Source organism: Marinobacter sp. MA, from assembly GCF_048298425.1.
GTDB lineage: Bacteria > Pseudomonadota > Gammaproteobacteria > Pseudomonadales > Oleiphilaceae > Marinobacter > Marinobacter salsuginis.
In genome coordinates, this window is sequence record NZ_CP103058.1 from 2,499,708 (window position 1) to 2,520,182 (window position 20,475).

A 20,475-nucleotide genomic window follows, 5' to 3' on the forward strand; every position below is an offset into this window, starting at 1 on the left:
CTTACTCATAGCGAAGCGCCTCCGCCGGATCCACCCTCGAGGCCCGCCAGGCCGGGTATATGGTTGCCAAAAGGCTCATGGCAAGTCCGGCGCCGCTGATTATGAAAACATCCTGCCATTGCAACTGGGATGGCAGGTAGCTGATGAAGTAAACGTCCGCACTCAGGAACTGGTGGCCCAGCGCGCCCTCCAGCCAGGAGATAAAGGCACTGATATTAAGTGCACCAAAAACTCCAAGCGCTGTGCCAACGATGGTTCCGAAGATACCGATGACCGCCCCCTGGACGATAAAAATGCGCATGATCCGACCCGGCGTTGCTCCCATGGTCCTGAGGATCGCGATGTCTCCGGTTTTGTCAGTGACCACCATGACCAGTGTGGAGACGATGTTGAAGGCCGCTACGGCAACGATAAACATCAGCAGCAGACCGATCATGGTTTTCTCCATGCGGATGGCCTGGAAAAGATTGCCGTGGGTGCGGGTCCAGTCAGATACGTAATAGCGGCCGCCCAACGCCTCAGCCGCCTGCTGCGAAACCTTGGGCGCTGCGAACAGATCATCCACCAGCAGACGAACGCCCTCCGCCTTGCCCCCGGTTCGCATAAGCTTGGCTGCGTCATCCATATGAATCAGCGTGTAGTTGCCATCCAGTTCAGCACCGACACTGAAAATGCCCTTCACCGTAAATCGCTTGAGCCTTGGCAACACTCCCGCGGGGGTCACCGAGGCTTCCGGCAGCACGACAGTCACCTTGTCACCGACCTGCAGGCGCAGGCTGGCCGCCATCAAGCGACCGATGATGATGCCAAACTCGCCGGAGACCAGATCGTCCAGCCCTCCCTCGATCATATGGTTTTCAATGATGGACACCGTGCGCTCTTCTTCTGGAAGAACACCATTGAGCATAACGCCACGAACATTACCGCCACCGGTCACCATCCCCTGCCCCTGGATAAAAGGGGCGGCGGCCAGCACCCGGGGATGCTGCTGAACCCGGGCATCCACCGACTGCCAATCATCCAGAGGACCGGCACCCTGTATGGTGGCGTGGGGCACCATCCCGAGAATTCTCTGCTTGAGCTCCCGGTCGAAGCCATTCATGACGGACAACACAATGATTAGCACCGCAACTCCAAGCATCAGCCCGATCATCGAAGTCAGTGAAATAAAGGATATGAAGTGATTGCGGCGCTTGGCGGCCGTGTATCGCAAGCCAATGTAAAATGATAAGGGTCTGAACATGAAGAGGTGCCTGTTGCTACCTTCCGGTCTGTCGTGGTCTGGTTTTCCCGAGTACCTTCTGCCTTCCAGCACGGAGGGAAACTGCTAAACTGTTCTGTGCCAATAAAAATTCAGTTTTCCGGAGCCGCGATGCAGTCGTCCGACATTCCAAACGAACCGGTGGACTATTCCCCCGAACGCCGGGACTTTTACCGCATTGAAGACCGGATCGGCCTGGAGATCCGCAAGCTGGCCCCTGGCACCCCACTGGACGGGAATGCCTTCGATGGCGACCACCTTGAAAGCCTGAAAGCTGAATTCAGGCGGCTGGACCAGGACGTAAAATCCCAGCTTGCCAGTCTTGCCGAAAAAGACCGACTGCTTACCGGACTGATCAAATCCCTGAACGGCAAGCTGGATACGCTTGCGCGCATTATGGCCTTTGAGCAAAATCCGTTGCAACCTGAGGACTGGCAGGATGTAACCCTGAGCGAAGGCGGCCTGTCATTCTTCAGCAGCACCCCTGCCTGGCATCCCGGAGACCGTCTTGCTGTCCGGATGACCCTCCCGCCCGAACTTTTCCAACCCCAGGCACATGCCCGTGTGATTGAGGTACACCCCGACTCTTCAGGCGGGGCAAGGGTCCACACCGAATTTTCCCGGATTGATGACGGCGATCGCCAACAAATCGCACGGCATGTGATGCGGTGGCAGATTCGACAGCGCCAAAAAGAGTAGACTGGGGAAAAACGGGTGACTTTTGCTAGTCTTTTTCGGATATTACGCTTTATCCATGTCCTTCCGAGGACGCCAGTTTTCATGGAGACCCATCAATGAGAAAACAAACTACCCTGTTCGGCGCACTGGCAGTGACTGCCACACTGGCCTTTCTTCCGATGACGTCCGCGGTAGCTGAAGAAATCCGCGTGCCGGTTGGCTCCCAGGCCGATCGCGACCAGGCCAGCTTTCCCGGCTCGGGAATGAGCCAGTCGTCAGTCCGCGCTTCCTGGGGTGCGCCCATGGAAATTCAGGGCCCGGTAGGCCAGCCACCGATCACCCAGTGGCATTACCAGGACTTCGTGGTGTATTTCGAAGGCAACCGGGTTATCCATACCGTTCTCAAACGTAATCGCTGAGGGCCCGAGGGACTTTTCGGGTCGGAAATACCTTCCTTATGTCCTGACGTTCAACCAATCGTTGGTTAGAATGCCGTCTTTTATGATTCAAGGTGACGTAGTGACAACCAAACGAGTGTTGCCCGCCGAGTGGGCTCCCCAGAGTGCCGTGATGCTGACCTGGCCCCATCCGGGAACAGACTGGGCAGGCGTTATGGAAGAGGTGGAGCCGGTCTTCGAAAATATTGCGAAAGCCGTTCTCCGACACGAGCATCTGGTTGTAAGTTGCGAACACGTGATACGTCTGCAGGAGCTTGAGCAGCAGCTGAATCTCTACGCTGAGGAGAACGGGCTCCCTGGCCGTGTAAAGACCGTTCCAGCGCCAGCAAACGATACCTGGGCGAGAGACCATGGGCCGATTACCATCCTGACCGATGATGGGCCGGCACTGCTGGATTTCCGGTTCAACGCCTGGGGCGGAAAGTTTCCGTCGGAAAAAGATGATGCGCTGAACACTCATCTGTTCAACGCCGGTGTATTCGGCACAACCGCGATGCAGCAGGTGAACTTCGTGCTTGAGGGCGGCTCCTTTGAATCGGATGGCCAGGGTACCTTGCTGACAACGTCTGAATGCCTGCTGACGCCGACCCGAAATCCCGCCATGGACCGGACAGCCATTGAGCAACTGCTCTCAGAGATATTGGGTGTCCGCCGAATTCTCTGGCTCAACCATGGCTACCTTGCCGGCGACGACACCGACAGCCATATCGATACCCTGGCCCGATTCTGCGCACCGGATCATATCTGTTATGTAGCCTGCCCCGATGTCGCCGACGAGCACTACAGTGCGCTGGCGGCCATGGAAGAAGAGCTCCAGGAGTTTCGCCAGGCCGACGGCTCTCCTTATCGATTGACGGCTCTGCCCTGGCCCGATGCCATTCATGACGAGGACGGAGAACGCCTGCCCGCAACCTACGCAAATTTCTTGATAATCAACAATGCTGTGTTGCTTCCGGTGTATGACGTGCCGCAGGACCAAGACGCCATTGCTGTCATGAAAAAGATTTTCCCGTCCAGGGAAATAATACCGATTGATTGCCGGCCCTTGATTTACCAGCATGGCAGCCTTCACTGTGTGACCATGCAAATCCCGGCCGGAGTAGTCAGTTAATGAGCAGAGAAGCGCGCAAGAACCAGATCAACATTGCTGCCATCCAGCAGGCCTGCAGCAGTGACAAAGCAGCCAGCCTGGCCGTTACCGAAAAACTGGTTCGCGAAGCCGCAGCCAGTGGCGCAGACCTGGTTATTCTGCAAGAGCTCCACGCCACCCTTTACTTCTGCCAGACTGAAGATACGGCCGTTTTCGAATTGGCCGAGCCGATTCCCGGCCCCACCAGCAATCGCCTCTCCGATCTGGCCCGCGAACTGGGTGTAGTGTTGGTTGGCTCCATTTTTGAACGGCGGATGAACGGCGTTTACCACAACACTGCCGTCGTATTTGAGAAAGACGGCTCAATGGCAGGGCTGTACCGGAAGATGCACATTCCGGACGACCCGGGATTCTACGAGAAATTCTACTTCACCCCGGGTGACGCCCAGTTCAATGATGGCAGGAGCGGCTTCACGCCCATTGATACATCTGTTGGCAGGCTGGGCGTGCTGGTTTGCTGGGACCAGTGGTACCCCGAGGCTGCCCGCCTGATGGCCTTGGCCGGAGCGGAGATGCTCATCTACCCCACCGCTATCGGCTGGGATGTTACCGATGACCCGGATGAGCAGGCGCGTCAACTGGAAGCCTGGGTCACCGTCCAGAGAGGCCATTCGGTTGCCAATAATCTCCCTGTCGTGGCGCCGAATCGGGTCGGCACAGAACCGGATCCGTCCGGACACAGTGACGGCATTCGTTTCTGGGGCAACAGTTTTATCTGCGGACCGCAGGGTGAATTCCTTGCCCGGGGCGATGACAGCTCCGAGTGCATTCTGTCTGTAAGCCTCGATCGCACCCGCAGTGAATCGATTCGCCGGATCTGGCCGTATTTGAGAGATCGTCGCATCGACGCCTATGGCGACATCCTCAAACGCGTAAGGGACTGAGGCCGGAATGAAAAAGCTGGTTGATACCGTAGTCAGTGAACTGAACCAGATACTTCTGGGCAAGGAGCAACAGGTGCGTTTGGCCCTGTGCGGGCTACTGGCGCGAGGGCACCTGCTGATCGAAGACATCCCCGGCATGGGCAAGACCACCCTCTCCCATGCCCTGGCCAAGGTGATAGGGCTGAGCTACCAGCGAATCCAGTTCACCAACGACCTGCTTCCCGCGGATGTGCTTGGTTATTCCATGTACGACAAGCAGGCCGGCAGCCTGGTGTTCCATCCTGGGCCGATCTTTGCCCAGGTGGTTCTGGCTGACGAAATTAACCGGGCATCACCTCGTACCCAGAGTGCCCTGTTGGAAGCCATGGAAGAACGGCAGGTATCCATTGAGGGCGAGACCCGTCCACTGCCCCACCCGTTCTTCGTGATTGCCACCCAGAACCCCATTGAACAGGGAGGGACCTACCCTCTACCCGAGTCCCAACTGGACCGGTTCCTTATGCGCCTTCACCTGGGCTACCCGGCCCCCCGGGCCGAACGGGAACTGCTGGAAGGCGAAGACCGCCGCACCATGACCGAAAAGCTTCCCACCCTGCTCTCCCAGGCCGACCTGAAAACCCTGCAGGAAGGTGTACCAAGGATAACCGCCAGCCCGGCGCTTCTCGATTACGTGCAGCGATTGCTGGAACAGAGTCGGAGAATGCCGGGCCTTCTGTACGGGCTTTCGCCCCGCGCCGGCCTGGGACTCGTCCGGGCCGCCAAGGCCTGGGCGCTCATGGAAGGTCGGCATCACGTGTTGCCCGACGACATCCAGGCAGTTTTCCCGTCAGTAGCAGCCCACCGCCTCGAACAGGGCGAGTCCGGCAAAAGTGCGGAAAGGGTTCGTCAGCTGCTGGCAACCGTTTCCGTGCTTGAGTAAATAGCAAGGTTTTATAAGCGGAATTGGCCAAAACGAATGGCAGACCGCGCCTTTCATGTTAGCCTTTGCTCCTTTCCCCGAAGCGTCTGGCCCGGAACAGGGCCTGGCAACGTACGGCTTTTTCAGTGAGAGAATTCCCAATGAGCGACACCAAACATTCCCGACTGATCATCCTTGGTTCCGGCCCCGCAGGCTACACCGCTGCTGTCTACGCAGCCCGCGCCAACCTGAACCCGACCCTGATTACCGGTATTGAAGTCGGCGGCCAGCTCACCACCACCACCGACGTCGACAACTGGCCCGGAGACAACGACGGCGTTCAGGGCCCGGAGCTCATGCAGCGCATGCTCAAACACGCCGAACGCTTCGAGACCAGCATCGTCTACGACACCATCAACGAGGCTGACCTGCGCAACCGCCCCTTCCGCCTAAAGGGCGACGGCGGTGAATACACCTGCGATGCCCTGATCATCGCCACCGGCGCCTCTGCCATGTACCTGGGCCTGGAATCCGAAGAGAAATTCAAAGGCCAGGGCGTATCTGCCTGCGCCACCTGCGACGGTTTCTTCTACAAGAAACAGAAAGTCGCCGTTATCGGTGGCGGCAACACCGCCGTTGAAGAGGCGCTGTACCTTTCGAACATCGCCGACGAAGTCACCCTGGTACACCGCCGCGACAGCCTGCGCGCCGAAAAGATCCTCCAGGACAAACTGTTTGAAAAAGCCGAAAACGGCAACGTGAACATCGTCTGGGACCACACCCTCGACGAGGTCCTCGGCGACGGCACCGGCGTGACCGGCATGCGCATCAAGAGCACCAAAGACGGCTCCACCCGGGAGATGGACCTGGCCGGCGTCTTCATCGCCATTGGCCACAAACCCAATACCGACCTGTTCCAGGGCCAGCTGGACATGGAAAACGGCTACATCCGCATCCGCTCCGGCCTTGAGGGCATGGCCACCCAGAGCAGCATCCCCGGCGTCTTCGCCGCTGGCGACGTAGCCGACCACGTCTACCGCCAGGCCGTCACCTCCGCCGGCTTCGGTTGCATGGCGGCCCTGGATGCGGAAAAGTTTCTGGATCAACAGGATTGATCTAGTCTTTTAGAAGACTATACGGAAGCTGATCGAGGCCGGGAGGGCGAGCCTTCTAAAACTGTGCGGAGCCAGGGATGGCGGAGCCAAGCGTACACGGACGTATTCACAGCGTGTTTTAGAAGGCTGGCCCTCCCGGGCGAGACTCCAAGGCCCGTAAGCAACAAGACCAACGCGAACTAGGCAGTAAAAACCGGAGAAGGATGACCTCACTACCCTGGCTAGACCCGGACCAACTCTGGTTCCCCCCCGCCAACGAAGCCCTGGACGACCCGGACGGCCTCCTCGCCCTCGGCGGGGACCTGTCCACCGAACGACTCATCCTTGCCTACCGCAACGGCATTTTCCCCTGGTACAGCGACGACCAGCCCATCCTGTGGTGGTCACCCAACCCCAGATGCGTCCTGTTCCCGAACGAAATCCACGTGTCACGCAGCCTGCGCCGCACCCTGAACCAGCAACGCTTCGAGGTGACCGCCGACAGACACTTCGGACGGATTATCAGACTCTGTGCGTCAACCCGGGCCGAAGGCACCTGGATCACCGAAGAAATGATTGCCAGCTATTCCGAGCTGCACCGCATGGGCGTCGCGCACTCCATCGAAATATGGAACCGTCGCGGTGAACTGGCCGGTGGCATGTATGGCCTGGCCATTGGCCGGTGCTTCTTCGGGGAATCCATGTTTTCCCTGGAAACCAATGCCTCCAAGGTTCTCATGGTTCATCTGGCGCACCAGTTACAGCTTTGGGGTTATCGGATCATGGATTGCCAGGTGGAGAGCAGACACCTCCTGACCATGGGCGCACGGACTATTCCACGGGAAGAGTTTTTATCTATACTCAGGATGAGCATCGATCAGAAACCGGATCAGACCGACTGGACCTTCAGATGGCGTTGGCCCGGGCCGGAGGAGTGAATGAGCAATCTCAGAACCCTGGTGTTCTTCGCAACGCCGCCCCACGATTGCAGCTACCTGCCAGACCGCGAGGCAACCACCATGTTTGTGGATCCGCGGGCCCACATTGATAAAAAGCTTTACAGCCAACTGACCGCTCTTGGTTTTCGCCGCAGCGGTTCTCATTATTACCGTCCCCATTGCGAACAGTGTAATGCCTGCATCCCGGTCCGACTCAAGGTTGACGATTTCAGCCCGGACAGAAGCCAGCGGCGGGTGCTGAAGAAGAACTCAGACCTGAAGTGCACGATGGTGCCAGCGACTTTTGCGGAAAGGTACTACCAGCTGTATGCCAACTACATTGAGCAGCGACACCAGGATGGCGACATGTATCCGCCGACCCGGGAGCAGTTCACGTCGTTCCTGGTGGAAGGGGCAACGGACTCCTGGTTCCTGGAAATCCACAAGGATGAGCGATTGGTGGGGTTGGCGGCCGTGGACCTGCTGGACGACGGGTTGTCGGCCATTTACACCGTTTTCGACCCCGATCTTGATGACAGGAGCCTTGGCACTTACGCAATCCTCTGGCAAATCGAGGAAGCCCGCCGCAGAGGGCTGCCCCACCTGTATCTTGGGTACTGGATCAAGCAATGCCGGAAAATGAACTATAAAACCCGCTTCCGCCCGATCGAGGCGCTAAGAGACGGCCACTGGCGTGAACTGGACCCAGGCTAACTTTGCCAAACGCCGATAAATCAGGCAGAATTGCGCAATTTAAAATTACGGAAAGCATATCCAAACGAGGTTTCTACTGAATGCCGAAATCAGATGCCATTGAAATGGAAGGCGTTATCATCGACACCCTTCCAAACACCATGTTCCGCGTTGAGCTCAGCAACGGCCATGTTGTGACAGCTCATATCTCCGGCAAGATGCGCAAGAACTACATCCGCATCCTGACAGGTGACAAGGTCAAGGTTGAGCTGACTCCCTACGACCTGAGCAAGGGCCGCATTGTCTACCGCGCCCGTTGATGCTCACGTGACATCTGAAAGCCCCTTCGGGGGCTTTTTTCGTTGTAGCTAAAAAAAACCGCTGCCGGTTGCCCGGGCAGCGGTTTTTATTTCCTCAAGTAGATCAGACCGCCTCGGCAGGCTCGTCCTCGTACTCGAATACCAGCTCATCATCACGAAGGTGGATGAAGACATCACCGCCCTTCTCCGACAAACGCCCGAACAGGATCTGCTCGGCCAGCGGCCGCTTGATCTTGTCCTGGATCAGCCGCGACATCGGGCGGGCACCCATGGTGACGTCGTATCCCTTCTCGGCCAACCAGGCTTTGGCATCGTCATCCACATGCAGAACCACATGCTTCTCGTCCAGCTGTGCCTGCAATTCGGTGAGGAACTTGTCCACCACGTGAGTGATGGTATCCATCTGCAAGTCACCAAACTGGATAATGCCGTCCAGACGGTTACGGAATTCCGGCGTGAAGGTCTTGCTGATGATCTCCATGCCGTCCGTGCTGTGATCCTGCTCACTGAAGCCAATGGACCGGCGGGCCATACTCTCGGCCCCGGCGTTGGTGGTCATCACCAGGATCACATGGCGGAAATCCGCTTTCCGACCGTTATTATCGGTCAGCGTGCCATGGTCCATGACCTGCAGCAGCAGGTTGAACACTTCCGGATGGGCCTTCTCGATCTCATCCAGCAGGAGCACGCAGTGCGGATGCTTGTTGACCGATTCGGTCAACAGGCCGCCCTGATCGTAGCCAACGTAGCCCGGAGGCGCACCGATCAGCCGTGAAACCGTATGGCGCTCCATGTACTCGGACATGTCAAACCGTACCAGCTCGATGCCAAGAACCTTGGCCAACTGCTTGGTAACCTCGGTTTTCCCGACACCGGTCGGTCCTGCGAACAGGAACGCACCCTCTGGCTTCTCGGGCGCCTTCAGCCCGGCTCGTGCCAGCTTGATAGCGGTAGACAGCGATTCGATCGCCGGATCCTGTCCGAACACGGTCATCTTCAGATCCCGTTCCAGGTTCCGCAGCAGATCCTTGTCGCTGGTGGAGACGTTCTTCGGCGGGATGCGGGCAATGTTCGCAACTACATCCTCGATCTCGGTGACATCAACGGTTTTCTTGCGCTTGCCTTCAGGCTGCAGCCTCTGGCGGGCACCCGCTTCATCAATCACGTCGATGGCCTTGTCCGGCAAATGACGATCAGTGATGTAGCGGTCTGACAGTTCGGCGGCTACGCGCAGGGCCTTGTCGGTGTACTTGAGATCGTGGTGCTTTTCGAAATTGGGTTTGAGGCCCTTCAGTATTTGATAAGTATCCTCAACGCTTGGCTCGTTTACATCGATCTTCTGGAACCGGCGAGCCAGGGCGCTATCCTTCTCGAAAATACCCCGGAACTCCTGGAACGTGGTTGAACCGATGCACCGGATTTCCCCGGAACTGAGCATGGGCTTGAGAAGGTTGGAGGCATCCATCACGCCACCGGATGCGGAACCCGCTCCGATGATGGTGTGAATCTCGTCAATGAACAGGATTGCGTGGTTTTCTTTCTTGAGCTCGGCAAGCAACCCTTTCAGGCGTTTCTCGAAATCGCCCCGGTACTTGGTCCCGGCGAGCAGAGCCCCGAGGTCCAGCGAGTAAACCACCGCATCGGAGATAATGTCGGGCACCTGACCATCAACGATACGTTTCGCAAGCCCCTCTGCAATCGCAGTCTTGCCGACACCGGCCTCCCCCACCAGCAGCGGGTTATTCTTGCGACGACGAACCAGAATCTGAACGACCCGTTCGACTTCGTGTTCGCGCCCAATCAGCGGATCAATACGGCCCTGACGGGCCTGCTCATTCAGGTTGGTGGCATAGCTTTCCAGCGGTTTGGACTGCCCGCCTTCCTCACCGGCCTCATCATGGGACGCCTGATCATGGCTTTCCTGGTCTTCCGCACCCTGAACACGAGAAATACCGTGAGAAACGAAGTTCACCACATCAATCCGGGCAATGCTCTGCTTTTTGAGCACATAGACCGCCTGGCTTTCCTGTTCGCTGAAAATGGCCACCAGCACGTTCGCACCGGTTACCTCTTTCTTGCCGGAGGACTGCACATGGAAAACCGCCCGTTGCAGCACACGCTGGAACCCCAGTGTTGGCTGTGTCTCCCGCTCACTATCACTGCTTGGAATGAGTGGTGTGGTTGAATCCACGAATTCGACGAGTTCTTCCTGAAGCCGCTTGAGGTCGGCGCCGCAAGCCTTCAGAACGCCCACTGCCGATTCATTATCCAGTAGGGCCAGCAACAAATGCTCCACAGTCATGAACTCATGACGCTTGTCCCGGGCATTCTTGAAGGCCGTATTCAGCGTAATTTCTAGATCTTTGCTCAGCATGGGCCACCCCAACGTCTTTCAGTCCGCACGTTCAATCTCGCAAAGGAGCGGATGTTCGCATTCCGAGGAATACTGGTTCACCTGTGCCGCCTTTGTTTCCGCGATGTCCCGGGTATATACCCCGCATACAGCTTTTCCCTGTGTATGGACGAGCAGCATCACCTGCGTCGCCTTTTCTTCGTTCATTCCGAAGAACTTCATCAACACATCCACCACAAAATCCATGGGCGTGTAATCATCGTTCAGAAGCACCACCCTGTATCGCGCCGGGCGCTTGAGAGCAGGCTTCTCGGGGGCAACGCTGAGGTCATCCTGTCGCCCCGGTTGTTCGTCGTCCCCCTGATTAAATACTAGTAGAGAATTCTCGATAGTCCGCATCATTCCTTACCGGTTTATCGGTGCTCCTGTTAAATGTGGATGTCCGCCCCCGGGTTTTCAAGCGGGGCATGAGATATTTATCAATACGAACATGATACCGCTTCCAGACTGCGTTCAACCACACATTCCCGGCATAGAAACTATTGACTCATCGCTATGATTGGCCGAAAGTTAAGTTGCATTGTAAAATAATGTAAATCCATGCAAGGATTGTGTAACAGGATTCGGACCGACCGTGCGACGGCACCGATAGGCAAACAAAGAATCAACAAGAATAGAGACAGCAAAAGAACAGGGGAGTTCATCATGCCAAGAGGCAAGGTCAAGTGGTTCAACAATGCCAAAGGGTACGGATTCATCATCGAGGATGGCTGCAGTGACGACCTGTTTGCGCACTTCTCTTCGGTGCAAATGGACGGCTACAAGACCCTGAAAGCCGGCCAGGCCGTAACCTTTGACAAAAAGCCCAGTGACAAAGGCATTCACGCAGTCAACATCGTCCCTGACGAATTGCCCGCCAGCAAAGCGCAGGCTGGTACCGGGAGCGAATCTGCCGGCAAGTCGGGTCAGCAGGAATCAGGGCGTGACAACTATCCGCCCCGTGCCGTAAACGCCTGATCGGTTGCGACATTGGAATACTCGCACCCACCGGTTCTCTACTGGTGGGCCCGTTCCTTTTTGCTTTTCAGCAATCATCCCCTATTGAGCTATATCAACTTCACTTTGCCACTGCCCCTCTTTGCAGTACCCTGCTGTCCACAAACGCATCGTAATCCCGGGAACACAGCAGCGCATGGCTGAACTCGTGCTTTTCAACAAACCCTTCCAGGTTTTGAGCCAGTTTACCGACGATGGCGTCTCCGGTGGTGATTCACCGAGAGCCACCCTGGCTGACTATCTGCGGATTCCGGGTATCTACCCCGCCGGTCGCCTCGACTATGATTCCGAGGGCCTGCTTCTTCTGACCTCTGAAGGCCCACTGCAACACAGGATTGCCTCTCCTTCGCTAAAGATGCCGAAGACCTACTGGGTGCAGGTGGAAGGCGACATTACGGAAGACGCCTTGAAACATCTGGCGGCCGGAGTTCAGTTGAAAGATGGCCTGACCCGACCGGCAAAAGCCACCAGAATAGCCGCCCCTGCAGTCTGGCCCAGGGTTCCGCCGGTGCGCCATCGAGAAACAGTTCCCACCAGCTGGATTGAGCTGACCATCACCGAAGGCAAGAATCGGCAGGTCCGAAGAATGACTGCCGCCGTGGGCTTTCCAACGCTCAGGCTGATCCGGTACCGGATTGGCGACTGGACGCTGGAGGGCCTGGATTCAGGAGCCCACCGGACTGTTACTGTTAATCTTCCAGCTTCAGCAAAAACAACCCGCCGCGGCAAAGTCGCCGGCGCCCGACCCGGGAGAAACCGCAGATCATGACCTGGACACCCCACGCAACCGTCGCCGTTATCGTTGAAGATGGTGCGGGCCGCTACCTGATGGTCGAAGAAGTCAGCGGCGGCAAGGTTGTTTTCAACCAGCCCGCAGGCCATGTGGAGGAAGACGAAGCCATTCTCGATGCGGTTCGCCGGGAAACCCTCGAAGAAACAGGCTGGGACATAGAGCCGTTACATTTTCTCGGCATCTATACCTACAAGGCGCCCGCCAACGGAGTGACCTACTATCGATTCTGCTACGCGGCCAGGGCCCGGAACCGGCTTACCGACCGTCTGGACGATGGCATCATCGCCGCCCACTGGCTGACTCTGGAAGAGATTCGCGCATTGGGCACGCAATTGCGAAGCCCGCTTGTGCTTCAATGCATAGAAGATTACCGAAATGGTCGCCGATACCCGCTGGACGTGGTGGTGGATGCGCAGACGGCGCCACCGGAAAGATGATAAACTTGCGGCTTTTTAACCGGTAACAAAGCTGTCATGACCAACGCATCCGACACCCATACTTCAAACGGCGCAACCCACACCCGCGTCATTGTCGGCATGTCCGGCGGCGTGGATTCTTCCGTGGCCGCCTGGCTGCTCATGGATCAGGGTTATCAGGTTGAAGGCCTGTTCATGAAGAACTGGGATGAGGACGATGGCACCGAATACTGCACCGCCATGACGGACCTGGCAGACGCCCAGGCCGTGGCGGATGCCATCGGCATCAAGCTTCATACCGCCAGTTTCGCGGCGGAATACTGGGACCGGGTGTTTGAACACTTCCTGTCCGAATACCAGGCCGGGCGGACACCCAATCCGGATATCCTGTGTAACAAGGAAGTGAAGTTCCGGGCGTTCCTGGACTACGCCATTACTCTTGGCGCCGATTACATTGCCACCGGCCACTACGCCCGCCAGCGTCCGATTGCTGGCTCCCCGGGCAAGGCCCAGCTCTTGAAAGGGCTCGATCCCAACAAGGATCAGAGCTACTTCCTGCATGCTGTCTCCGGCGACCGCATTGCAAGGACACTATTCCCTGTGGGCGAGCTGGAAAAACCGGAAGTCCGTCGTATTGCCGAACAGCAGGGTTTCGTTACCCACGACAAAAAAGATTCCACCGGTATCTGCTTTATTGGTGAGCGCAAGTTCAAGGATTTCCTGAAGCAATACCTGCCAGCCCAGCCCGGCGATATTGAGACACCCGATGGCCAGAAAATTGGCCGGCACCAGGGCCTGATGTATCACACCATTGGCCAGCGACAGGGGTTGGGCATCGGTGGCCTCAGTGAATTCGGGGATGAGCCCTGGTACGTGGCGGAGAAAGATCTCAGTCGCAATGTCCTTATTGCAGTTCAGGGAAAGCATCACCCCCTGCTCTTTTCCCGGGGCCTGGTGTCCGGGCCGATTGACTGGGTAGCCGGCGTACCACCGGCAGGAACCTTCCGCTGCAAGGCCAAAACCCGCTACCGACAGCCAGACCAGGATTGCGAAGTTGAGGTTATCGAGGGCGGCGTCCGGGTGGACTTCGACAATGCTCAGCGCGCCGTCACGCCCGGGCAATCCGTCGTTTTCTACGACGGCGATGTCTGTCTCGGCGGCGGCGTTATAGAAGAGACCTGGCGAGACGGCGAACCCTTGCCAGACCGCCTGACCGGAACCCGGCACCAGGAAGAAACTGCATGAGCCGCTCCCTCAAGGATCAGACGCTGGCGCTGGCCGGCGTGTTCCAGGCCGCGAACCTGGTCCAGCAGATTGCCCACAATGGCCAGTGCAACGAAGCCAGCCTGGAAACATCTATTCGTTCCCTGTTTGCCACCGATCCGGCGAACACTCTGGATGTCTATGGCGGCGAACTTCGCGACATCCGTGAAGGCCTTGTCACCCTGTCCTCGGTGCTCAGCCAGCAGTCCCGGCAGCAGGACATCGAAGTACTGCGCTACGCCCTCAATCTGATCCAGCTCGAATCCAAACTGAATCGCCGCTCCGACATGCTGGACGTGATTGGTAGCCGTATCGATCAGGCCAGGCATACCGCCAGCCACTTCGGGTACACCCACCCCAACCTGATCAGCAATCTGGCATCGGTCTATGCCGATACCATCAGCACCTTCCGATTGCGGATCCAGGTCAGCGGCAACCCAGCGGTGCTGCAGCGGGAGGAGAACGCTGCCAAAGTGCGCGCCCTGCTGCTTGCGGGCATTCGGTCCGCCGTGCTCTGGCGCCAGACTGGCGGCCGCCGCTGGCAGCTGATCTTTGCCCGGAAGAAAGTTATCCGGCTCGCCGGCGAACTGGCCGAGGAAGCCAATCGCTCCCTGTACCACTGACGGCACTGATTCAGTGCCTTCGGTGGTGTATGATATGCACCCCTTATTTTCTTTTGATCCGAATCTTTGATGACTTGAGAGGTTTTCGATGGAACTCACCGCCCTGACCGCCATTTCCCCGGTCGATGGACGCTATGGCAGCAAGGTCAGCGTCTTCCGTGAAATTTTCAGTGAATATGGCCTGATCAGGAACCGGGTAACCGTCGAGATCCGCTGGTTGCAGAAGCTGGCCGCTCATCCCGGTGTAGCTGAGGTCCCCGTGTTTTCGCCTGAAGCCAACAGAGTTCTGGACAGTCTGGTCAGTGAGTTCAGCCTTCAAGACGCCGAGCGTATCAAGGACATCGAACGCACCACCAACCACGATGTGAAAGCGGTCGAGTACTTCATCAAGGAAAAAATTGCCGGCGTTCCGGAACTGCACGCCGTCACCGAATTTGTTCATTTTGCCTGCACCTCCGAAGACATCAACAACCTGTCCCATGCCCTGATGCTGCGGGAAGGCCTGGACCACGGCCTGCTGCCGGCCATGGACCGTGTGGTCGACAAGCTGGCGCAGCTGGCTCATGACCACGCCCAACAGCCGATGCTGTCGCGCACCCACGGCCAGACAGCCTCACCCACTACCGTGGGCAAAGAGCTGGCGAACGTGGTCCATCGTCTGCGCCGCCAGGTAAAACAGATCCGTGACACCGAGCTGTTGGGCAAGATCAACGGCGCAGTGGGGAACTACAACGCTCACCTGTCGGCCTACCCGGAAATCGACTGGGCCCTGAATGCCCGGGAATTCATCGAGAGCCTTGGCCTCGACTGGAATCCGTACACCACCCAGATCGAACCCCACGATTACATCGCCGAACTGTACGATGCCATCGCCCGATTCAACACAATCCTGATCGATCTGGATCGTGACATCTGGGGCTATATTTCACTCGGCTACTTCAAGCAGAAAACGGTGGAAGGCGAAGTGGGCTCTTCAACCATGCCCCACAAGGTCAATCCCATCGATTTCGAGAACTCCGAGGGTAACCTGGGCATCGCCAACGCGCTCTTCAGCCACCTCTCTGCCAAGCTGCCCATTTCACGCTGGCAGCGGGACCTGACTGACTCCACCGTGCTACGCAACCTGGGCGTTGGCTTTGCCCACAGCCTGATTGCCTACGAAGCCACATTGAAGGGTCTCGGCAAACTGGAGATCAACCCGGCTCGCCTGGATGAAGACCTGGACCATGCCTGGGAAGTGCTTGCCGAGCCGATCCAGACCGTGATGCGCCGTTACAACATTGAAAAGCCCTATGAAAAACTCAAGGCTTTGACCCGCGGCAAGGCAATGACCCCGGAAGTGATCAAGAATTTCGTTGAGAGCCTGGACATTCCGGAGCAGGCCAAGGCCGAACTGATGGCCCTGACTCCGGGTCGTTATATCGGTAACGCCGTCGATCAGGCACAAAACATCTGAAACCGGGAGCAACACCCATGGACATGCTTGGCGGACTGACACCTTCTGAATTTCTGCGAGACTACTGGCAGAAAAAGCCGCTGGTTATCCGTCAGGCATTTCCGGGCTTCCAGTGCCCGGTCAGCGCTGATGAACTGGCAGGCCTTGCCTGCGAGGAAGGCGTGGAGTCCCGGATTGTCATCGAAAACGACGATGGCAAACCCTGGCAGCTCCATAATGGCCCCTTCTCGCCGGACCGGTTCAGCTCACTACCTGAACAGGACTGGACGCTGCTGGTGCAGGGCCTGGACCATTGGGTGCCCGATATTGCCGACCTTCTCGAGCATTTCCGGTTTATTCCCAACTGGCGCCTGGATGACATCATGGCCAGCTTTGCCCCGAGAGGCGGCAGTGTCGGCCCGCATTACGACCAGTACGATGTATTCCTCCTTCAGGCCCAGGGTCATCGTCGGTGGACATTTGGTGGGCATTGCGACCACACCTCACCCAGGGTGGAGGGCACCCCGCTCCGCATTCTGAGCAGTTGGGATGGCGAGGAAACCGTTACCCTGGCACCTGGTGACATGCTGTACCTTCCCCCGGGCATTGGGCACCACGGAGTTGCGGAAGATGACTGCATCACCCTGTCGGTGGGATTCCGGGCGCCGACCATTGACGATATTCTTACCGGCTTTACCGACTTCCTTTGCAGCCGCTCCGACGCGGCGGATCACCTGAACGATCCGGACCTGAAGGTGCAGGAGAATCCCGGCACCATCCAGCCTGATGTGGTAGATCGCCTGGAGAATGTGATCCGGGAAAAGCTTGGCGACCGTCGGCAACTGGCGCTCTGGTTTGGCCAGTTCTCGACTGCACCCAAGAGCATGGATATTGTCGTTCCTGCTGACGAGCCCGCGTCCAACGAGGATGTTGCGGAAGCGATTCACGCAGGCGAGCAGTTGCGCTGGAACGAAGGCTCCCGTTTCGCCTACTACGACTTCGCCAGCGAAACCGCGCTGTTTGTCGATGGCGAGCAGTTCCTGCTCACGGGTGACGCCCGACCACTCGCTCCGTTACTGTGTTCCGCCGCCCGCGTGGATATGGCTGCCCTGGCCGGGTTTGCTGACGATGACGCGTTGCTTGGGCTTCTGACCACGCTCTACAATCAGGGCTCCGTTTACTTCGAATAGGCATTATGAGCATCCGGTTTCGCAAATACAGCTGGCAACTGGCTCCGGGGTCCATCCGCGACATTCGCCAGCAGGTGTTTATTGAGGAACAGAACGTCCCATCGGAACTGGAATGGGATGAAACCGACGAAATTGCCGACCATTACCTCGCTGTTCTCCCTGATAAGACCCCGGCCGGCGTAGCCCGGCTGTTTTCAACACTGGAAGAAACCGGCCACATTGGTCGCATGGCGATATTGCCCCAATTCCGTGGCCGGGGCATTGGGGAAGCACTGCTGAGGCACCTGATTGCGGAATCCGCGAATCGATTTTCCGAGCTCAGACTGTCTGCCCAGGAGCACGCCATTCCGTTCTACCAGCGCTCAGGCTTCCATGTCTGTTCTGGAGTTTATGACGACGCCGGCATACCCCACTTCGACATGCGCTGTCTGGCGCCGGATCTTGCCGCCGGAAGTCTCGGGGCCAGTGATTACCCCATGATTCTGGGCAGCGATACGGATTCCTGGCTATTCGATACCGAATCAAGACTGCTGGGCCTGATGGATTCAGTGGTTGGGCAGGCCAGCCAGCGGATCTGGCTGTACGACCGCCTGCTCGAACATGATCTTTATGACCGGCATCGGTTCCGGGAACTGATTTCGGCCCTGGCCCGCCGGCACCGGCTCAGTGAAGTCAGGTTGCTTATCCATGACGACAAGCCTCTGGTCAAACGCCGGCACGCCCTGGTCGAGCTGATGCGCCGACTACCCAGCCGAATGGAGCTTCGACTGGTGAATGAGGACTATCCGGTTGAGGACCAGCCCTTCATCCTCGCGGATCGTGAAGGTGTGGTTTACCGGCACGACTTCTACAAACCAGAAGGCTTTGCCAAGTTTTCCGACGGTGGCCGGGTGAAGCTGCTGTCTGAAAATTTCCAGCGCATGTGGGATGCGGCGCGCCCTTCCCTGGAACTTCGGGAACTACCGCTCTGAGTGATGGGCCTGAGGCGCGTCCGGCGCTTCGAATCTGGCACCGAACGGAGCAAACTCGGTATCAACCTCGGTGGCCACCTCGGCAATCAGTTTGCGCAACCATTGGTGATCCGCATTGTGCTGCAGCAGCGGACTCCAGGCCATTTTCAATTCAAATGGCGGGATCTCGAACGGCGGAACCTTCACCACCAGGTTCGGATTGTCTTTTTGCAGCCAGGCCGCCCGGGATGGCAGAGTTGCTACCAAATCGTGCTGCTCGGCCAGCAACATCGCCACCTGATAGTGCCGGGTGAACACCGAAATCTGACGCTTGCGCCCCATTCTTGAGAGTGCCTCGTCTACCCAGCCCAGACGCTGGACATCCTTGGGGTTTACCCCCACGCCAACGCCAAAACCGGTCTTGCTGACCCAGATATGGCTGGCATCCAGATAGGTATCCAGAGTGAAGGGTTCCTTCAGTACCGGATTTCGGGCGTTCATCAGGCAAGCAAAATATTCGGTCCACAGGGTCTTCTGGTGAAAAGACTGCGGGATCTTGTCGAACCGGTTGATCGCCATATCGAGCCGCCCCTGTTCCACATCCAGAAAGCTGACATCACTGGGCGTAAGTACGTCCAGGGTAACGTGAGGTGCTTCCTGGCGGATCCGCCTCAGTACCCGTGGCATCAGGCAGGACTCAGCATAATCACTGGCCATGATCCGGAACACGCGTTGACTGTCCAGGGCCGAGAAAGGTGTCTTCTCCTGCACGGCCTGCTCAATATCCGACAGGATACCCCGCACCAGCGGTTGCAGCTCCCGCGCGCGCTCCGTGGCCGTCATCCCCTCGCTGGTTCGCACCAGCAGCGGATCGCTGAACAGGTCCCGTAGCCGCCTCAGGCCATTACTCATGGCAGGCTGGGTAATACCCAGGTGGTTAGCAGCCTTGGTAACATTCCGCTCGCGCAACAACACATCCAGGTAAACGAGTAAATTCAAATCGACACGGGAAATATCCACAAAAACTCCGAAGCATCAGAAACGGGAAAACGCCATCATTCACGAAAACAATATACATGATACAGTGGATTCACGAAATCAATCCGCAACACGAACTTTCACATTTGAAAACGGATCTGGGGCGGTATTTCTGCTAGTCTTTCTGATACTTGCTGAATAATATCGGTATTTTGAGGCCGGTTTACAGACCCGCCATCATTTGATCCTGAAGCCGGAGTCGTTACTGACAAAATGGATACCACTACGATCGTCCTTCTGCTGGCGGCCATCGTTACCGTCTCGATTGTCATTATTGTGCTCAGCCAGATGCGCGAGCGCGCCCGTATTGAGCGGGCTCGCAAGATTACAGCCCAGGAAGACGCCTACAACAGGGCCAATCGACTACTGACCGAAATTCCCGGCCAGTATCTGACGGCCGATCTGAAGCTGCTCCTGATCAAGCGCATGGAAGAAGCCTGTGGGGAGCTTGCCGGGCTCAAGTCCAACCTGCCGGTCAAGGAGTGGCAGAACGCCGCCGCTGAGCTGAAAGCCGAGATCATCGAAAAGCGGGACAGGACCACTCCCGTCAAGATCGATTCCGCCGAAAAGTCCAACTATGTCAAAGAGTTGCTTCAGAACCTCTTCAAAATGATTGAAGCAATGCACAAGAGTGGCCGAATCGATGCGGCTACCGCCAAGAAAAACCTCAAATATGTGCTCTTCCTGGTCCACAAGACCCACGCGGACCTGCATGTGTTTCAGGCCCGGGATTACGTGCGCCAGAACCAGTTTCGCAAGGCCATCCACGCCTATCACCTGGCCAGTACCGAAATGGGCAAATCACGCGACAACCCTCTGGCCATGAAAGCGGTCAAGAGTTTCCGTACCCGCATCAAGGAGCTTGAGGCGCTGAGTGCAGAGGGTAAGGAAAGCCCGCTGGGAGAGTCCAAACTGGATCGAGAGTGGGATACCTTCCTCCACGACGACGAGTGGAAGAAAAAGGCCGACTACGACGACTGAAGG

General features: G+C 57.4%; 22 protein-coding genes. 18 read left to right on the top strand and 4 right to left on the bottom strand.

Annotated features, from left to right (window positions below; translation table 11 throughout):
• Position 1: 1 nt before the first annotated feature.
• Positions 2–1,243, bottom strand: coding sequence for a lipoprotein-releasing ABC transporter permease subunit (locus NUW46_RS11620; protein WP_069183395.1), 1,242 nt, complete (start codon positions 1,241–1,243; stop codon positions 2–4).
• Between the two features lie 129 nt (positions 1,244–1,372).
• Here NUW46_RS11620 and NUW46_RS11625 point away from each other — a divergent pair, with 129 nt between their 5' ends.
• From NUW46_RS11625 to infA, 9 genes are all read left to right on the top strand, one after another.
• Positions 1,373–1,960, top strand: coding sequence for a PilZ domain-containing protein (locus NUW46_RS11625; RefSeq protein WP_069183394.1), 588 nt, complete (start codon positions 1,373–1,375; stop codon positions 1,958–1,960).
• 95 nt (positions 1,961–2,055) lie between these two features.
• Positions 2,056–2,358, top strand: a complete 303-nt coding sequence (locus tag NUW46_RS11630) for a hypothetical protein (RefSeq protein ID WP_418140161.1) — start codon at positions 2,056–2,058, stop codon at positions 2,356–2,358.
• A gap of 100 nt (positions 2,359–2,458) precedes the next feature.
• Complete coding sequence (locus NUW46_RS11635) at positions 2,459–3,508, top strand: agmatine deiminase family protein (protein WP_418140162.1); 1,050 nt, start codon at positions 2,459–2,461, stop codon at positions 3,506–3,508.
• Positions 3,508–4,431 (top strand): carbon-nitrogen hydrolase, encoded by a 924-nt coding sequence (locus NUW46_RS11640; RefSeq protein ID WP_418140164.1) that lies wholly within the window; start codon positions 3,508–3,510, stop codon positions 4,429–4,431. Before NUW46_RS11635 ends, NUW46_RS11640 begins: the two co-directional genes overlap by 1 nt.
• 7 nt (positions 4,432–4,438) lie before the next feature.
• On the top strand, positions 4,439–5,350 hold the full coding sequence (locus NUW46_RS11645; RefSeq protein ID WP_418140165.1) for an AAA family ATPase: 912 nt from the start codon (positions 4,439–4,441) through the stop codon (positions 5,348–5,350).
• A 140-nt stretch (positions 5,351–5,490) separates the two neighbouring features.
• Entirely contained in the window at positions 5,491–6,444 is a 954-nt protein-coding gene (gene trxB, locus NUW46_RS11650; protein WP_069183389.1) for a thioredoxin-disulfide reductase, read from the top strand.
• Between the two features lie 203 nt (positions 6,445–6,647).
• Positions 6,648–7,361 (top strand): leucyl/phenylalanyl-tRNA--protein transferase, encoded by a 714-nt coding sequence (aat, locus tag NUW46_RS11655; RefSeq protein ID WP_222464685.1) that lies wholly within the window; start codon positions 6,648–6,650, stop codon positions 7,359–7,361.
• Entirely contained in the window at positions 7,362–8,075 is a 714-nt protein-coding gene (locus NUW46_RS11660) for an arginyltransferase (protein ID WP_136631784.1), read from the top strand.
• A gap of 80 nt (positions 8,076–8,155) precedes the next feature.
• Positions 8,156–8,374, top strand: coding sequence for a translation initiation factor IF-1 (gene infA / locus NUW46_RS11665; RefSeq protein WP_008169200.1), 219 nt, complete (start codon positions 8,156–8,158; stop codon positions 8,372–8,374).
• Between the two features lie 103 nt (positions 8,375–8,477).
• Here infA and clpA read toward each other — a convergent pair whose 3' ends face one another.
• Together clpA and clpS are read right to left on the bottom strand one after the other, a co-directional pair.
• Positions 8,478–10,748, bottom strand: coding sequence for an ATP-dependent Clp protease ATP-binding subunit ClpA (gene clpA / locus NUW46_RS11670; protein ID WP_136631785.1), 2,271 nt, complete (start codon positions 10,746–10,748; stop codon positions 8,478–8,480).
• Positions 10,749–10,766: 18 nt separating this feature from the next.
• A complete protein-coding gene (clpS, locus tag NUW46_RS11675) occupies positions 10,767–11,126 on the bottom strand; it encodes an ATP-dependent Clp protease adapter ClpS (protein WP_418142031.1) in 360 nt (119 codons plus the stop codon).
• 306 nt (positions 11,127–11,432) lie between these two features.
• Between clpS and NUW46_RS11680 the strand changes: the two genes are divergently transcribed.
• The 8 genes from NUW46_RS11680 (at position 11,433) to NUW46_RS11715 (ending at position 18,474) form a co-directional block, all read left to right on the top strand.
• Positions 11,433–11,744, top strand: coding sequence for a cold shock domain-containing protein (locus tag NUW46_RS11680; protein ID WP_153633524.1), 312 nt, complete (start codon positions 11,433–11,435; stop codon positions 11,742–11,744).
• A 175-nt stretch (positions 11,745–11,919) separates the two neighbouring features.
• Positions 11,920–12,552 (top strand): pseudouridine synthase, encoded by a 633-nt coding sequence (locus NUW46_RS11685; protein ID WP_418140166.1) that lies wholly within the window; start codon positions 11,920–11,922, stop codon positions 12,550–12,552.
• Positions 12,549–13,013 carry an NUDIX hydrolase gene (locus NUW46_RS11690; protein WP_418140167.1) on the top strand — a complete coding sequence of 155 codons (465 nt, stop codon included), beginning with the start codon at positions 12,549–12,551 and terminating at the stop codon, positions 13,011–13,013. The genes NUW46_RS11685 and NUW46_RS11690 overlap by 4 nt, the downstream gene beginning before the upstream one ends.
• Positions 13,014–13,049: 36 nt before the next feature.
• Complete coding sequence (gene mnmA, locus NUW46_RS11695) at positions 13,050–14,237, top strand: tRNA 2-thiouridine(34) synthase MnmA (protein WP_418140168.1); 1,188 nt, start codon at positions 13,050–13,052, stop codon at positions 14,235–14,237.
• Positions 14,234–14,878, top strand: coding sequence for a high frequency lysogenization protein HflD (gene hflD / locus NUW46_RS11700; protein WP_305967211.1), 645 nt, complete (start codon positions 14,234–14,236; stop codon positions 14,876–14,878). Before mnmA ends, hflD begins: the two co-directional genes overlap by 4 nt.
• A gap of 88 nt (positions 14,879–14,966) precedes the next feature.
• Entirely contained in the window at positions 14,967–16,334 is a 1,368-nt protein-coding gene (gene purB, locus NUW46_RS11705) for an adenylosuccinate lyase (RefSeq protein WP_418140169.1), read from the top strand.
• Positions 16,335–16,351: 17 nt separating this feature from the next.
• Positions 16,352–17,503 carry a JmjC domain-containing protein gene (locus tag NUW46_RS11710; RefSeq protein ID WP_418140170.1) on the top strand — a complete coding sequence of 384 codons (1,152 nt, stop codon included), beginning with the start codon at positions 16,352–16,354 and terminating at the stop codon, positions 17,501–17,503.
• Between the two features lie 5 nt (positions 17,504–17,508).
• Positions 17,509–18,474 (top strand): GNAT family N-acetyltransferase, encoded by a 966-nt coding sequence (locus tag NUW46_RS11715; protein ID WP_418140171.1) that lies wholly within the window; start codon positions 17,509–17,511, stop codon positions 18,472–18,474.
• Here the strand turns inward: NUW46_RS11715 and NUW46_RS11720 are convergent.
• On the bottom strand, positions 18,463–19,473 hold the full coding sequence (locus tag NUW46_RS11720) for a LysR family transcriptional regulator (RefSeq protein ID WP_069183377.1): 1,011 nt from the start codon (positions 19,471–19,473) through the stop codon (positions 18,463–18,465). The genes NUW46_RS11715 and NUW46_RS11720 overlap by 12 nt on opposite strands.
• A 231-nt stretch (positions 19,474–19,704) precedes the next feature.
• Here NUW46_RS11720 and NUW46_RS11725 point away from each other — a divergent pair, with 231 nt between their 5' ends.
• Positions 19,705–20,472, top strand: coding sequence for a hypothetical protein (locus tag NUW46_RS11725; protein WP_069183376.1), 768 nt, complete (start codon positions 19,705–19,707; stop codon positions 20,470–20,472).
• Positions 20,473–20,475 lie beyond the last annotated feature (3 nt).

Coding starts and splice junctions, on each gene's coding strand:
- NUW46_RS11620 (WP_069183395.1), bottom strand. CDS start 1,243: ATGTTCAGACCCTTATCATTTTACATTGGCTTGCGATACACGGCCGCC.
- NUW46_RS11625 (WP_069183394.1), top strand. CDS start 1,373: ATGCAGTCGTCCGACATTCCAAACGAACCGGTGGACTATTCCCCCGAA.
- NUW46_RS11630 (WP_418140161.1), top strand. CDS start 2,056: ATGAGAAAACAAACTACCCTGTTCGGCGCACTGGCAGTGACTGCCACA.
- NUW46_RS11640 (WP_418140164.1), top strand. CDS start 3,508: ATGAGCAGAGAAGCGCGCAAGAACCAGATCAACATTGCTGCCATCCAG.
- NUW46_RS11645 (WP_418140165.1), top strand. CDS start 4,439: ATGAAAAAGCTGGTTGATACCGTAGTCAGTGAACTGAACCAGATACTT.
- trxB (WP_069183389.1), top strand. CDS start 5,491: ATGAGCGACACCAAACATTCCCGACTGATCATCCTTGGTTCCGGCCCC.
- aat (WP_222464685.1), top strand. CDS start 6,648: ATGACCTCACTACCCTGGCTAGACCCGGACCAACTCTGGTTCCCCCCC.
- NUW46_RS11660 (WP_136631784.1), top strand. CDS start 7,362: ATGAGCAATCTCAGAACCCTGGTGTTCTTCGCAACGCCGCCCCACGAT.
- infA (WP_008169200.1), top strand. CDS start 8,156: ATGCCGAAATCAGATGCCATTGAAATGGAAGGCGTTATCATCGACACC.
- clpA (WP_136631785.1), bottom strand. CDS start 10,748: ATGCTGAGCAAAGATCTAGAAATTACGCTGAATACGGCCTTCAAGAAT.
- clpS (WP_418142031.1), bottom strand. CDS start 11,126: ATGCGGACTATCGAGAATTCTCTACTAGTATTTAATCAGGGGGACGAC.
- NUW46_RS11680 (WP_153633524.1), top strand. CDS start 11,433: ATGCCAAGAGGCAAGGTCAAGTGGTTCAACAATGCCAAAGGGTACGGA.
- NUW46_RS11685 (WP_418140166.1), top strand. CDS start 11,920: ATGGCTGAACTCGTGCTTTTCAACAAACCCTTCCAGGTTTTGAGCCAG.
- NUW46_RS11690 (WP_418140167.1), top strand. CDS start 12,549: ATGACCTGGACACCCCACGCAACCGTCGCCGTTATCGTTGAAGATGGT.
- mnmA (WP_418140168.1), top strand. CDS start 13,050: ATGACCAACGCATCCGACACCCATACTTCAAACGGCGCAACCCACACC.
- hflD (WP_305967211.1), top strand. CDS start 14,234: ATGAGCCGCTCCCTCAAGGATCAGACGCTGGCGCTGGCCGGCGTGTTC.
- purB (WP_418140169.1), top strand. CDS start 14,967: ATGGAACTCACCGCCCTGACCGCCATTTCCCCGGTCGATGGACGCTAT.
- NUW46_RS11710 (WP_418140170.1), top strand. CDS start 16,352: ATGGACATGCTTGGCGGACTGACACCTTCTGAATTTCTGCGAGACTAC.
- NUW46_RS11715 (WP_418140171.1), top strand. CDS start 17,509: ATGAGCATCCGGTTTCGCAAATACAGCTGGCAACTGGCTCCGGGGTCC.
- NUW46_RS11725 (WP_069183376.1), top strand. CDS start 19,705: ATGGATACCACTACGATCGTCCTTCTGCTGGCGGCCATCGTTACCGTC.